The sequence below is a fragment of the Flavobacterium qiangtangense genome (assembly GCF_042658345.1).
GTDB lineage: Bacteria > Bacteroidota > Bacteroidia > Flavobacteriales > Flavobacteriaceae > Flavobacterium > Flavobacterium qiangtangense.
Genome location: NZ_JBHSQB010000007.1, coordinates 416,224 through 430,368 on the forward strand (window position 1 = coordinate 416,224; position 14,145 = coordinate 430,368).

The 14,145-nt window shown below is 36.4% G+C and carries 7 protein-coding genes; 5 read left to right on the top strand and 2 right to left on the bottom strand.

Features of this window, described 5'->3' with window-relative positions; all coding sequences use genetic code 11:
- The first annotated feature begins 4 nt into the window (after positions 1-4).
- A complete protein-coding gene (locus tag ACFPVY_RS09730; protein WP_379791792.1) occupies positions 5-874 on the top strand; it encodes a hypothetical protein in 870 nt (289 codons plus the stop codon).
- Here the strand turns inward: ACFPVY_RS09730 and ACFPVY_RS09735 are convergent.
- Complete coding sequence (locus tag ACFPVY_RS09735) at positions 857-4,585, bottom strand: metallophosphoesterase (RefSeq protein WP_379791793.1); 3,729 nt, start codon at positions 4,583-4,585, stop codon at positions 857-859. The two genes, ACFPVY_RS09730 and ACFPVY_RS09735, sit on opposite strands and share 18 nt — an antisense overlap.
- 29 nt (positions 4,586-4,614) lie before the next feature.
- Between ACFPVY_RS09735 and ACFPVY_RS09740 the strand changes: the two genes are divergently transcribed.
- Entirely contained in the window at positions 4,615-5,799 is a 1,185-nt protein-coding gene (locus ACFPVY_RS09740; RefSeq protein ID WP_379791795.1) for a Pycsar system effector family protein, read from the top strand.
- On the opposite strand, the gene ACFPVY_RS09745 is transcribed toward ACFPVY_RS09740, so the two are convergent.
- Positions 5,796-8,171, bottom strand: coding sequence for a GAF domain-containing protein (locus ACFPVY_RS09745; protein ID WP_379791796.1), 2,376 nt, complete (start codon positions 8,169-8,171; stop codon positions 5,796-5,798). The two genes, ACFPVY_RS09740 and ACFPVY_RS09745, sit on opposite strands and share 4 nt — an antisense overlap.
- Positions 8,172-8,602: 431 nt before the next feature.
- On the opposite strand from ACFPVY_RS09745, the gene ACFPVY_RS09750 reads away from it, so the two are divergent.
- From ACFPVY_RS09750 to ACFPVY_RS09760, 3 genes are read left to right on the top strand one after another with little or no spacing between them, the layout of a single operon-like run.
- Positions 8,603-9,664, top strand: a complete 1,062-nt coding sequence (locus tag ACFPVY_RS09750; RefSeq protein WP_379791797.1) for an efflux RND transporter periplasmic adaptor subunit — start codon at positions 8,603-8,605, stop codon at positions 9,662-9,664.
- A 3-nt stretch (positions 9,665-9,667) separates the two neighbouring features.
- A complete protein-coding gene (locus ACFPVY_RS09755; protein WP_379791798.1) occupies positions 9,668-12,757 on the top strand; it encodes an efflux RND transporter permease subunit in 3,090 nt (1,029 codons plus the stop codon).
- Positions 12,744-14,075, top strand: coding sequence for a TolC family protein (locus ACFPVY_RS09760; protein WP_379791799.1), 1,332 nt, complete (start codon positions 12,744-12,746; stop codon positions 14,073-14,075). The genes ACFPVY_RS09755 and ACFPVY_RS09760 overlap by 14 nt, the downstream gene beginning before the upstream one ends.
- Positions 14,076-14,145 lie beyond the last annotated feature (70 nt).

The following is a 14,145-nucleotide window of genomic DNA, read 5'->3' on the forward strand; positions in this document are numbered from 1 at the left end:
TCCTATGAAATATTACCTTCCTCTTTTTGCCATTGCCTTACTTTCTTGCAACGGAAAGTCTCAAGAAATAAATACAAATACCGTAAAAATCAAGTTAAAGGAAGCTTCTGGAGTCGAGGTTTCGAGCGCTTCTGACCTTATTTGGGTTTTGGAAGACAGCGGCAATAAGAACAATATTTATGGCTTAAATTCAGATGGAAGCATCAACCAAACCATTAAAATTGAGAATGTAAAAAACGTGGATTGGGAAGATTTGACGTCTGATAAAGCCGGAAATTTATACATCGGAGATTTTGGGAACAATGATAACGCCCGAAAAGACCTTTGCATTTACAAAGTCAATTCAGATAATTTGAAGCAAGATATTGCAACCGCTTCTCAAAAAATTTCTTTTTATTATCCAGAGCAAACCGAATTTCCTCCAAAGAAATCTGGGCTTCTTTATGACGCCGAATCTTTTTTTGAACACAATGGCAACTTCTATATTTTCACCAAAAACAGAAGCAAAGGTTTTGACGGAATCGTATTTTTGTATAAAATTCCAAACCAAGAAGGAAATCACAAAGCGCAACTTTTAGGCACGTTTCAAGCGTGCAACATTTATAAAAAATGTGCAATTACTTCAGCAGACATAAGCCCTGACGGAAAAACTGTTGCCATTTTAAGCGCCAGCAGAGTGTATCTTTTAACCAATTTTTCTTCTGATGATTTCTTAAGCGGAAAAACAGAAGAAATTCAATTGCCAGAAGTCACACAAAAAGAAGGAATCTGTTTTAAAGACAACGAGACCCTTCTTATTGTGGACGAAAAAGATAAAAAAACCGGTGGTAATCTTTATAAAATAAAAATCTCAGATTTAAAATCCAAACCCTAAACCAGCCGTGAATCGCAGGCCGTCTGTGGAATGAAAAAGCGACATTTGGCCTGTAACCAAATTGACACCGTTAATCCAAATTCCACCGCCGTAAGCTTGGTGCCATTTATCTGAAATTTCATTCGGAACCCAAACGCGTCCGTAATCGAATCCTCCAAAAACGCCGTAGCGAATTGGCGCAAATCCATTTCTGATTTTACCCAAATTTAAACGTAAATCGGTGCTTTGGTACAACGCCGTTTTTCCTGAAAAACGATTGTTTCTGAAACCTCGCAAGTCCATATCACCGCCAACTGTTGCTGCTTGATAAAACTCATAACTGTCGTCAAAAATCGCTTTTCCTTTCACTAACGTTGCCAAAACCCATTTTCCGCTGGTCGAAAGTTTGTACGTAAATCCAAGCGCGCTTTCCGCGTAAGGGAACTTTCTGTCCGTTTCCTGAAGGTTCATTTTGTAGCCACCAAGAACATAAAAAGTCATTCCTAATGCGGGATTCGAAACGTTGTCATAATTCTGAAAACCATATTTTCCGCTGACGTCCACAAAGTTTTTATAAGTGAAAACATCAGGATTTACAACGCCAGGAACATTCACAAAACGCCCTGCTGTATTATCGACTTGAATTCTTTCAAAAGAAGCCTGAACCACCGCAAAACCACCTTGTTCTCCAGTCCATTGTGCTGACGGAGTTGCTTTCAACGTTCTAATTTTTACACGATTGTAATCTCTGTCGATTTCTTTCTGCGGATTTTCGGATTCATTTCCTAGACCAAAATAATTGATAGCAAAATTTGGGCTGGTGTATAAAGCATCCACAACCAAATTCCATTTACCGATTTGCCTTGGAAAAATTCCTTTGTATAACAATTCATATCCGCTTGTCGCGAAATAATAATTGGCTCCAATTGTATGACGTTGCGAATATGGAAATCTATTGAAACCGTTCACCGTGTAATTTACTCTCGCACCGATTTTCACGCCGTCATCTGGGTTAAACCCTAATAATGGATAGCCTGCAAAGACATTATATTTTGGTTTTTCATAGTCATACGTATTGATTTCATAAGAATCCGAAAGCATTAATTTTGCTTTTCCAGCGGAAACCACATCGTTTTCATCATTATCGGCGTCGTAAATTCTAACTTTTTTACCGTTATCAATTACATATGAATCGCGATTTTGTCCGCCAAGAAGTCTGATTTTCATCTTTTTCCTGCCGTTCCCTTTTATTTCAAAAACGTCATCTCCGTCTAAACCATACACCCAAATTTCCTTTGTTTCTGGAGAATTGTATGATTTTTCGTGAATCAATTCTTCGCCGTCTTTTTTAATTCTGTACACTTCAACTTTTGTTTCGTCGTTTTGTCTTGTAATTAAAAAACGGTCTTTTTTATCAGTTCCAACAACCAAAACAGTCTTCTGAAGAATTTCGTGATACTGCACCGCATATTTCTCCAAAAGGTTTTTTCTTGCTTTTAATTCTGATTTAATTTTCTCAATCGAATCGTCTTTAACTTCCTTCGGAAGACCCGCAAAAGCTTTGTCAATTTCAGCATCAGACAAATTATCTACGATGTATTTCGCTTGCTTTAACCATTCTTTTTCATCTGATTTTGTGATGAAAGCCAAATCTAAATTATAAGCTTCACGATTATTCCACTTTAAATTGTCAATTTTTTTGTCGTACGAACGCATGTGTCGCAATGCCGGAATGTTCATCAAAATAGACAATAAAGTTCCGTCATACTTAGAAAAAGCCTGGTCTCTATCACGAGGAATCGGGCGGTAAATAACTTTTCCATCTTCCTTATATTCGCCCCAGCGCCATTGGTCTGAATGACGGTCCCAGTCGCCAATTAGCATATCAAAAAGTCTTGCTTTGATGTAACTTGGCTCATCCACTTCATATTTTTCATCCGAACGAACATTGGCCAAAACATCTTCTGTACTTAAGATTTTCAGCGGATTTCCGAAGCTTTTCAAATTCTTCCATTCATCCATCGGACGTTCTTCAATCATATACAATTCATCGCCGTATTCTTCATTGAAAAGCGCCAAAGTGTTTTGTTTTGGAACATAAAAAAGCTTTGGATTTGAATGGCTGATTTTCACTTTCTCTGACAATTCAGAAACGATAAACGGCGTGTATGGATGCGCTGTCGTGTAAAAATCCATAATGAAATTTTCCGCATACGTATCTTTAAAATCCTTTTCAACCGCTTGGTCTTTAAAAGCTACGGATTGCAAAAATCTAGTGGCGCTTTTTCTCAAGGCGCGCATCACATATTCTTTTCCGTTTTTATCGACCAAACGAAGGGATTTTGACTGATGTCCTCCGCCCGCTTTTGTTGGCGTCAAACCGCCATAAAGCGTATCCAAACTCACCGCTTTCGCATGAATTTTTGTGCTGTAAATATTTCTGTAATGTTTCCCCCAAAGAAAACGATAGGCTCCGCCTTTTTTGGTTTCTGCGCTGGTGTAAATCGTGGTATCTTTGAACGTAGAAAATTTATTTGGAAATTCTCTCAAGTTTGGTTTTGGTCGGTTGAAAGTAGTTTGCTGTTGAAACAAAAGACCTTCTTTTCCTTTGGAATCCATCCCAAAATATGACACTTTTGAAGCTCCGTTTTTCAAGACTTCTAAAACCGCATAACCGTTATTTCCATACGAGAAATCATTTTTATTAATAGCTCGCGCGGCCTCAGTTTTTGAACCCGAACCCGAAATTATCTGCTTGACATTTTCATTGTCGATGTATTGTAAATTATGGTCGTGGCCCGAAACTACAACCACATTGCTCTTTTCTTGAATCAAGGTTTTGATTCGTTTTACAAAGGCATTGTACTTTTTATTTTGCAAATCCTGCGGACTGATTCCAGAAGTTTTTCTCAATAAATTTATCAAACTTCCCACCACAGGAAGCGGAATTTTCTGCTCTAACGGAAACAAATGTTTTACTAAAGAAAATTGGCCACCATGCGTTCCGTTTGACATCAGCGGATGGTGAATCGCGATAATCGTGGTTCTGTTTTGGTAATCGTTTAATTTATTTTCAAAAGCTTCAAAAAATTGCTCTCTGGTTTTAATGTCACAATCGTTATTTATTGTTGGATGTTTGTCCCAATCTTCAAGATACCATTCGCTGTCAATTACGATTAAACCTACATTTTCGTTGATATCAATGTGGTCAAGTCCGCAGTTATTTCTTGGCAAAAATGATTTCTTAGCTTTTAAATAATCTTTCACGAATTTTTCTTGCTCTTTCAAACCTTCCACACCGCTGTACCAATCGTGATTTCCAGGAATAACAACGGTTTTTCCTTTGTAACCTTTGGTCAAATCCAACTGAATTGTCATTTTTTCTTCCGCCAATTTTCGAGTTGGGTCGTTTGGCAAAGGCATTCCGTTTGGATAAATATTGTCTCCAAGAAAAATAACGGTGCTCGCTGAATCGGCTTTTTTGATTTTATCCTGAAATAGTTCTAAAACTCCCTTGGCTTTTGGCTCATCGGCATTGCCTGCGTCGCCAATTAAATAGAAAGTGTGCGCAATTTCTTTAGAATTATTAAAATTATCTTTGATGGTAACCGGCTCTTTTTTACCGAATTGAGAATGGTTGGTGGCACACGATTGCAAAATAAATGCAATGGCGAAATACTTAAACAGTATTATATTTCGTTTATCAATCACATTAAGCCGAAATAATTTCATAATTTGGTGGTAGATTTAATTCAATTTCTATGAATATCGTTCAAAAAGCGGAAAATTTTATATTTGTCCTATTCAAAGATAGCTTATCTTCTGAATATATTTACCATAATTTCAATCATACTTTGCGTGTTGTAAATAGTGTGAATATTCTTATAGAAGGCGAAAACATTTCTACCGAAGATGCAGAATTACTTGTATTGGCATCTTGGTTTCACGATTCTGGATATATTTCTGGCGGAGAAAATCACGAAAAAAGAAGCGCCGAAATTGCTTCTAAGTTCTTAAAAGAAAATAATTATCCGGAGGAAAAAATCGAAATTATCAAACGATTAATTCTTGCGACTGAATTATGCACAACTCCAGAAAGTCATTTGGAAAAAATAATTCGCGATGCCGATTGTTCGCACTTTGCCAGCCCAGATTATTTGAATTTTTCAGAATTATTGCGCCAGGAGTGGAAAAATCTTGGCTTAAAAGAATTTAGCAACAAAGAATGGGCGAAAGAAAATCAGCGCATTTTTGTGAGCGGACATCGATTTTTTACTGATTTTGCCAAGAAAAATTGGCAACCGCTGAAAGACACCAATCTTTCTTTGATTCAGGAAAAAATAACTTCGATGTCAAAAGAAAAGAAGGAAAAAACCAAAGATATTTTAAACAAAAAGAAGCTTGAAAAAATGGACAGTCCAGAACGTGGGATTGATACCGTTTTCAGGGTGACGCTCAACAATCACACGCAATTGAGCCAGATTGCCGACAGCAAGGCGAACATTCTGCTTTCTGTTAACGCGATAATTATTTCGATTGCACTTTCGACTTTGATTCCAAAATTAGACAGTCCGTCGAATGCACATTTGGTTTTTCCAACGTTTATTATGTTGATGTTTAGCGTAGTTTCTATCGTCTTTGCGATACTTTCTACACGACCAAAAGTGACCAGCGGATTTTTTACCAGAAAAGATATTGACGACCGAAAAGTCAATCTTTTATTCTTCGGAAATTTTTATAAAATGCCCATCGATGAATACCAATGGGCAATGAATGAGATGATGAAAGACCGCGAATATCTTTATAATTCGATGATTAAAGATTTGTATTATCTCGGTTTGGTTTTGAACCGAAAATATAAATTATTGCGAATTACTTACAATGTTTTTATGTTTGGGATTATTCTTTCGTTTTTTGCGTTTGTTTATGCGTTTAAGCACGTTTAATTTTTTGAAGGTAATTCTTTTAGCAAATCTTGAAATGTATAACTTGTTTCTGAATCATCATTTTGACTGTATAGAATTTCAACGCGAAGCGCTTTTAAACCTGTAACTCCTTGTAAATCTTCTACTTCAAAAGATTCTACCTTGCCTAACTTATTTTTAAATTGAAGCAATTTGATGTATCTTCTGTATTCGGCTTCCTCTTGATTTTGAGAATAAACTATCGTGATTTTCCCTTTTTCGGTAATTCTTTCGTTGGTTCCCTTGATGTTTGATTTGTCAATTCGCTTTTTCACGACTTCGTATCTCGCATTATAAGTTCCGTCCACATCAAAGCGTTTTTCGTCCATTCTAAAACGGATGGAAATCGGTTGGCTGAAAACCAAAATCAAAGAAGTTACGTCTAATTCATACGGCAAAGTTGGTCGAAGCTGGTAATATTCGTTCTCCAATTCGCACAAAGCCTGCAATTGCCAAAGGCGAAGATTACTTAAATACATTGGATTATAAGCCAATAACGGCGCAATTGAAGCTCCAATGTACAAATTATGCTCTACTCCATCGGTTTTAAATCTTTCGTAATAATGCGGAAAAAACGACTGTGCTTCCTCTTGTTTTTTATCTAAAAGCGAAGCCATTTTTTTATTAATCAAAGAAAGCGTTTGGTCAAAATCTTTTCTAGCGTTGTAAACCATATTAATTTTCGCATCCAAACTAGAAAAATAAGAGCCAATTTTGTCTCCCGTTATTCCTTGCTGTCCTTTAAAATGTTCCAAAATCGGATGCACTTCATTCAAAATATAATTCTGAATAATCGATTCGGTATCTGCTTTTAAATTTTCTTTCAACTGCAATTCATAGGCTTCCAATTCAAAAATATTCTGATAAATTACTGGCATATTTAAATTTTCGCTTAAATATCTCAGCAATTCTAAAAGCGAATAAATTTGTTGCGACAAATCTTTTGCAATTGCAAAATTCCTTGCCGTTGAAGAACCTTTGATGTCAATTTGACCATAAAGCGGATAAACTTCCTTAAAAACAATTTCTTTGAAAGGCAAATCTCGGCTGTTTTTATCGGTCGTGTGCAACGAAGCTTCTTGACGGAATTTCCAGTAAACGCTCGGATGAATCGCGGTATATTCTTTTTGGATAATCGCGTCAATTTGGTTTTGCATATCGACATAAAATCGGTCAATTGTATCAACCAAAAACGGCAAAACCATATCCAACTTATTGGCATTTATAGAATTAAGTTGTTTTGGAACCGAAGAAACCAATTCAACAATTCCCAAAAGTCGTTCGTTTTTTATAACCGGAGCAAAAATACAGCTGTGAATATCTTGCGCCAATAAATGTTCCGCAAGTCTTTTTTCATCAGGCATATTTAACAAAAATTCCTTTACATCAGAAATTACGAAGAATTTTTTCTGACCTAATAAAGTATCGAGTGAACATTCGCCAAGCATATTTTTGCAGTCTTCTTCAAAGCCGTCGTGCATTATATAACTTTTAATATTCTCTTTAAAATCAGCTATTTTAAAATTGGTATCTTCATAACTGAACGCCGTAAAACCGATTCTCAAATCTGGAACTTTAAATATCGAACGAAAAATAGTTTCCATACTTTCATCGCGAAGCGACGTTTTTTCCTCAGAACTTAAAAGGTTACTTTTTAAATTTGAAATTGCGCTTTCCACCGTGTTATCATACAAAGTCATGATTCCAAAACCTTTCACGAGCCAACTTCCTTCGGGAAATTTTTCTTTCCAAAGTTCTAGATTATCATAATTATCTAGCAGAAGATGAATGTCATCTTGTGTCAACGCTATCGCAGATTCCGTTGGAGAAATATCTAAAAAATCAGCGTTATAAAGAATTCTGTAATGTTTAATTACACCGTCTTTATCTGGAATATCATAGAAAATTGGGCTCGAAAAATCGATTTTATAGCCATAATAATAGTTGAGAATCAACGTGCAATTCATTACGTAAAACTGATGCTCGTCAAAATCTCGAATAATTATTTCAAAATCTTCGCCGGCATCTGTAATAATTTTTTCAAGTCGCTCAGAAATATTAAAAATGTAATTGTAAAAAGGAACGGTTACCGCCTTAATTTCGTTCTTGGTCAAAGCCGTTGGAAACAAATCTGACAGCAAATATTTTATTAATTGGTAATGCTTTTCAATCAATTCATAAGATTCAATTCCTTCTCGCAATTCTGGAAAAGGCTCAATTTCTTTCAGCAAACCTTTGGCATAAGTGGCACGATAATCAACGTTTGATTTGGCGATTTCTTCTAAAACCTGAATTACTTTTTCAAAAGAAATTTTGATTTTAAACGGACTGATTTTATCGTAAGTATGGTTCATATTTTTGTATTCAAAAATGTAGGCAAATTTACGAAATAATCCAACCAAAACCTTTTTAAACGCAAAAAAGCCATCAACGGCTTTTGATGGCTTTTTCGAAATAAAAAATCTAAAAACTAAATACTATTTTATTTTCTACTAACTTCTCAATGTATTTTAATTATAATCATTAAATCAAATACTTTGAATTTTCAATAGCTAATATATTAAAATATCGATTATCTGCAAATAAAATCGATAAACTGCAGATTTATTTTAGCCGGTTCTTAAAATTACCAATTATTGAAACTTCATTTTTTTATGTAAAGTGCTGATATTATTGACACAACTGTTAAATTATGACCAACCTACATTAAAATTTGAATAATAAAATTTAGCTTTGTGAATTCAACTATTTAGCACCCTCAAACTAAATTACATACTGGTTTCTTATGAAAATAAAACACTTCGTCTATGCAATACTTATCATTGGAATCGGCGGTCTAATTGTTTACCGAATTACAAATAATAAAAAATCGGATGCCGAAAACGGAAAAGGTCCGGGTAAAAAAGCGCCGACAGCCGTTAGCGGAATTGTTCTAAAACCTCAAAAATTTGCCGATGTTCTTTCACTTTCTGGCTCAATTGAAGCTAATGAACAGGTGGACATCAGAAGTGAAGTTCCGGGAATTGTGGAAAGCATAAATTTTAACGAAGGAACAACGGTTTCAAAAGGCCAAATTCTTTTTAAAGTCAATGATATTGAGCTTCGAGCCAATTTGGCCAGAATTAGAACCGGACAAGGATTGGCTTCAGAAAATGAACGAAGAGCCAAACTTTTATTGCAGAAAGAAGCCATCAGTCAAGAAGAATATGATATCGCAAGTGCCGATTTCAAGACTGCAAAAGCGGAAACGCAATTGATTCAAGCACAAATTGCAAAGACGACCGTTCGCGCTCCGTTTTCTGGTAAAATTGGATTGAGAGCAATTTCAAAAGGAACTTATGTTACTCCAGAAACGGTGATTGCGAAATTGGTAAATACTTCTCAATTAAAAATTACGTTTTCGATTCCAGAAAAATATGTTTCGCAGATGAAAGTTGGAAATTCACTGACTTTTACAACCGCTGGTTCTGCTGAAAAATTTACAGCAAAAATTTATGCAATTGAACCAGAAATTGAAATTGCAACAAGAACTTTAAAACTTCGAGCAATTGCAGAAAATAAGGACGGAAAATTATATCCCGGAACTTTTGCAAACGTAACGCTTCCTTTGGACGACATTAACGACGCACTTTTAGTTCCCACGGAAGCCTTGATTCCGATTCAAAACGGAAAGAAAATTTTTGTTTCTGAAAATGGCAAAGCCAAAGAAATTATCGTGAAAACTGGCGCCAGAACTGATAAAGATATTTTAATTACAGAAGGCTTAAAAGCTGGCGATACAATTTTAACAACCGGCGTGATGACCCTGAAAAACGGAATGCCAGTTCGCGTTCAAATTAAAAAATAACCCATGAGTTTATCCACATTAAGCATTAAAAGGCCGGTTCTGACGATTGTTTTGAACTTGATGCTGATTCTTTTTGGAGTCATCGGTTACACTTATTTGGGCGTTCGAGAATTTCCTTCGATTGACCCAGCGCAGATTTCAGTTAGAACAAGTTATGCTGGTGCAAATGCCGATATCATTGAATCTCAAATCACAGAACCGCTTGAAAAAGCCATCAATTCTATCGACGGAATTCGAAACATTACCTCTTCAAGCAATCAAGGAAGTAGCAATATCACCATCGAATTTAACTTGGATAAAAATCTTGAAGAAGCAGCGAATGATGTTCGCGATAAAGTTTCGCAAGCCGTAAGAAGTTTGCCTCAAGATATTGACGCACCACCAGTTGTATCAAAAGCAGACGCTGATTCTGAGCCAATTATCACGATGACCGTTCAGAGTGATAGCAAAAATGTTTTAGAGCTTTCTGATTATGCGGATAACGTGATTGCACAGCGTTTGCAAACGATTCCTGGCGTAAGTAGCGTTCAGATTTGGGGACAGCGAAAATATGCAATGCGACTTTGGATTGATCCTATAAAAATGACTTCGTATGGCGTGACGGTTTCTGACGTAAGAAATGCTTTGGCGAGTCAAAACGTAGAACTTCCTTCGGGAAAATTGACTGGCGCTAATACCGAATTAACCGTAAAAACTTTAGGAAATTTATCTAAAGAAGAAGAATTCAATAACATCATAATTCTTGCTCAAGGCGAAAAAATTGTGCGTTTCAGCGATATCGGAAATGCCTCTTTGGAAGCCGAAAACTTGGAAACAAAGATGAGCGATTCTGGTCAAGAAATGGTCGGGATGGCAATTATTCCACAACCCGGAACCAATTATCTTGATATTGCAGATGCTTTTTATGTACAATATGACCAATTGAAAAGAGATTTACCAAAAGATTTTAAGCTGAATATTGCCATCGACAACACGGTTTTTGTAAAGAAAGCAGTTGTGGAAGTGGCGGAGACATTGCTGATTGCAATTGTTTTGGTAGTCTTAATTATCTATTTATTTTTCAGAAACTGGGCAATTGCGTTCAGACCTTTGATCGATATTCCGGTTTCATTGATTGCGACGTTCTTCATTATGTGGCTTTTCGGATTTTCAGTAAACGTTTTGACACTTTTGGCAATTGTTTTGGCAACAGGTTTGGTGGTTGATGACGGAATTGTTGTCACCGAAAATATCTTCAAAAAAGTCGAAGAAGGAATGTCTCCGATTGAAGCAGCGATAAAAGGTTCAAACGAAATTTTCTTCGCCGTAATTTCGATTTCCATTACGCTTGCAGCTGTATTTCTTCCGGTAATTTTCTTGGAAGGTTTCGTCGGGCGATTGTTCCGGGAATTTGGCGTGGTTATTGGCGCGGCTGTTTTGATTTCAGCTTTTGTTTCCTTGACCTTAACGCCGATGTTGAATGCTTATTTAATGAAAGGTGGCGAACAAAAAAAATCAAAATTCTATAATTGGAGCGAACCTTATTTCTTGAAATTAAATTCTGGCTATGCGGAAGCTTTGGCCAAATTTATGAAGAAAAAATGGCTGAGTTTTCCAATTTTAATTATTTGTATCGGATTGATTGCTTTATTTTTTAGTACGTTACAAAAAGAAACAGCTCCTTATGACGACAGAAGTTTTGTCGGTGTAAATGTTACTGCTCCAGAAGGCGCTTCGTATGAATACATGGACCGTTTCATGACAGAACTTTCTGATTTGATAAACGATTCGATTCCAGAGAAAAAAGTAAGTTTGATTATTACTTCGCCGGGTTTTGGTTCTGCTTCCGTAAACAGCGGTCGTGCCAGAATTGCTTTGGTGGAAGCCGGCGAAAGAGAACGTTCTCAAAAAGAAATTGCCGAAGCCTTGACAAAAGCTACCAAGAAATTTCCAGAAGCAAAAGTTTCGGTTTCTGAACAGCCTACAATTTCTGTGAACAGACGTGGCGGTTTGCCAATTCAATATATTATCCAAGCGCAGAATTTCGAGAAATTGCAAGAGAAAATTCCTGAATTTATGGATGAAGCCGCGCAGGACCCAACTTTTGCCATTACCGACGTGAATTTGAAATTCAACAAGCCCGAAATTTATGTAACTATCGATAGAGAAAAAGCCCAAAGTCTTGGTGTTTCTGTGATTGATATTGCCCAAACGCTTCAATTATCGTTAAGCGGACAGCGTTTTGGATATTATATGATGAACGGAAAACAGTATCAAGTCATGGGGCAATTTGACCAAAAAGACAGAAATGCGCCAATGGATTTGACTTCGATTTTCGTCAGAAGTTCGACCGGAGAATTGATTCAACTGGATAACGTTGTGGAAATTGAGGAACAAAGTAGCCCGCCACAATTGTACCATAATAACAGATATATGTCGGCCACGGTTTCTGCCGGTCTTGCTCCTGGAAAAAGTATTAGCGACGGAATTGAAGCAATGGAACGTATTAAAACCAAAGTTTTAGACGAAACTTTTACCACAGATTTAGGTGGAGAATCTCGAGATTTTGTGGAAAGTAATTCGAATACAGCTTTTGCTTTCGGATTGGCTTTGCTTCTGATTTATTTAATTTTAGCAGCGCAATTTGAAAGTTTTATTGACCCATTTATAATCATTTTAACCGTTCCGATGGCGGTTGCCGGAGCACTATTTTCGCTTTGGTTATTTGGTCAGACTTGGAATATTTTTAGTCAAATCGGGACCATTATGTTGATTGGTTTGGTGACGAAGAACGGAATTTTGATTGTGGAATTTGCGAACCAACTTCGGGAACAGGGAAAAACAAAATTAGAAGCTATTTTAGAAGCTTCTGAAGACCGTTTGCGTCCGATTTTAATGACGAGTTTGGCAATTGCTTTAGGCGCTTTGCCAATTGCAATGTCGCTTGGCGCGGCGTCAACAAGTAGAATTGGAATGGGAGTTGTAATTGTTGGAGGAACTTTATTCTCTTTAGTTTTAACTTTATTCGTGATTCCTGCGATTTATTTTATGTGGTCGAGAGAAAAGAAACACCGACCAGAATTTGACAATATTGAGAAATATGAAAAAGAATAGTTTTATGAAAGGGAATCTCTTTTTCGCTTTTTTTTGCTTTTTTGGAATTATATCTGGAAATGCGCAAGAATTATTGACTGTCGAAGATGCAGTAAAAATTGCTTTGGAAAACAATTATGAAATAAAAATTGCTTCCAATGATTTAAAAATTGACAAGCAAAATGTAAGTCTTGCCAACGCTGGAATTATGCCGAGTTTAAACGGAGTTCTGACCGAAAACAGTTCCATTTTAGATACCAAACAAACGCAACAAGACGGTTCTATCAGAGAACTTGATGGTGCAAAAAACATGAATCTTTCGTATGGCGTGGCTTTAAATTGGACGATTTTTGACGGTTTCAGAATGTTTGCGAGATACGACCAATTGAAAGAATTGGAGAAACTTGGCGATGCTGAATTAAAACTTTCCATCTTCACAAAAGTTTCTGACGTGATCAGCACTTATTATGATTTGGTTCAGCAAAAACAACAACTTCAGGCTTTAGATACGGCAATTGTGATTTCAAATTTGAGAGTTACGACTGCCGATAATCGCTATAAAATTGGAAAAGCATCAAAATTGGAAGTCTTGAACGCGCAAGTTGACATTAATACCGATACTACAAATTTATTACGTCAAAAGGAATTATTTGCCAACACAAAAATCTTGTTGAATGAACTTTTAGCGCGGGACGTTAATACGCAATTTGATATCATCGCAGAAATTTCAATTGACGAAAGCCTTCTACTTCCTGAATTAATTACGCTGGCAGAAAAACAAAATCCGCAGCTTCAGACACAAATTATAAACAAGCGCGTGACCGAACTGCAACTCAAGCAAGTAAAATCCACTCGTTTGCCGATTGTAAGCATTTCTTCTGGATATAATTTTACTAGAAGTGAGTCGTCGCTTGGTTTTGCAAGACAATCAAACGGTCAAGGTTTGACGTATGGAATCAATGCTTCTGTGCCTATTTTTAACGGCGGATTGCAAAATAGAAACGAAAGAATCGCAAAAATTCAGGTCGAAAATTCGAAAATTTTAGTGGAACAGCAAACGCAAATGCTTCGTTCACAATTGGCTTCGGCATATCAAACTTATTTGACGAATTTGCAATTGACAAAATTGGAGGCCAAAAACGAAGAAATTGCTAGAGAAAACTTGGATATTACCTTAGCAAAATATAAAATCGGAACCATCGCTCCGCTAGAATTTAGGGAAGCGCAATTGAATTATGTGAACGCAAAAGTGAGAAACAGCAACGCGCAATATGAAGCTAAAGTTTCTGAAATTAATTTGAAAGAATTAGCCGGAAATTTGCCATTGGCTTCATTTTAGATTTGCTACTCGATTTCTTAAACGAATGTTAAAAATTTCTATCTTTGATTTTGAACAAACTTAAAAACAA

Coding starts and splice junctions, on each gene's coding strand:
- ACFPVY_RS09730 (WP_379791792.1), top strand. CDS start 5: ATGAAATATTACCTTCCTCTTTTTGCCATTGCCTTACTTTCTTGCAAC.
- ACFPVY_RS09735 (WP_379791793.1), bottom strand. CDS start 4,585: ATGAAATTATTTCGGCTTAATGTGATTGATAAACGAAATATAATACTG.
- ACFPVY_RS09740 (WP_379791795.1), top strand. CDS start 4,615: ATGAATATCGTTCAAAAAGCGGAAAATTTTATATTTGTCCTATTCAAA.
- ACFPVY_RS09745 (WP_379791796.1), bottom strand. CDS start 8,171: ATGAACCATACTTACGATAAAATCAGTCCGTTTAAAATCAAAATTTCT.
- ACFPVY_RS09750 (WP_379791797.1), top strand. CDS start 8,603: ATGAAAATAAAACACTTCGTCTATGCAATACTTATCATTGGAATCGGC.
- ACFPVY_RS09755 (WP_379791798.1), top strand. CDS start 9,668: ATGAGTTTATCCACATTAAGCATTAAAAGGCCGGTTCTGACGATTGTT.
- ACFPVY_RS09760 (WP_379791799.1), top strand. CDS start 12,744: ATGAAAAAGAATAGTTTTATGAAAGGGAATCTCTTTTTCGCTTTTTTT.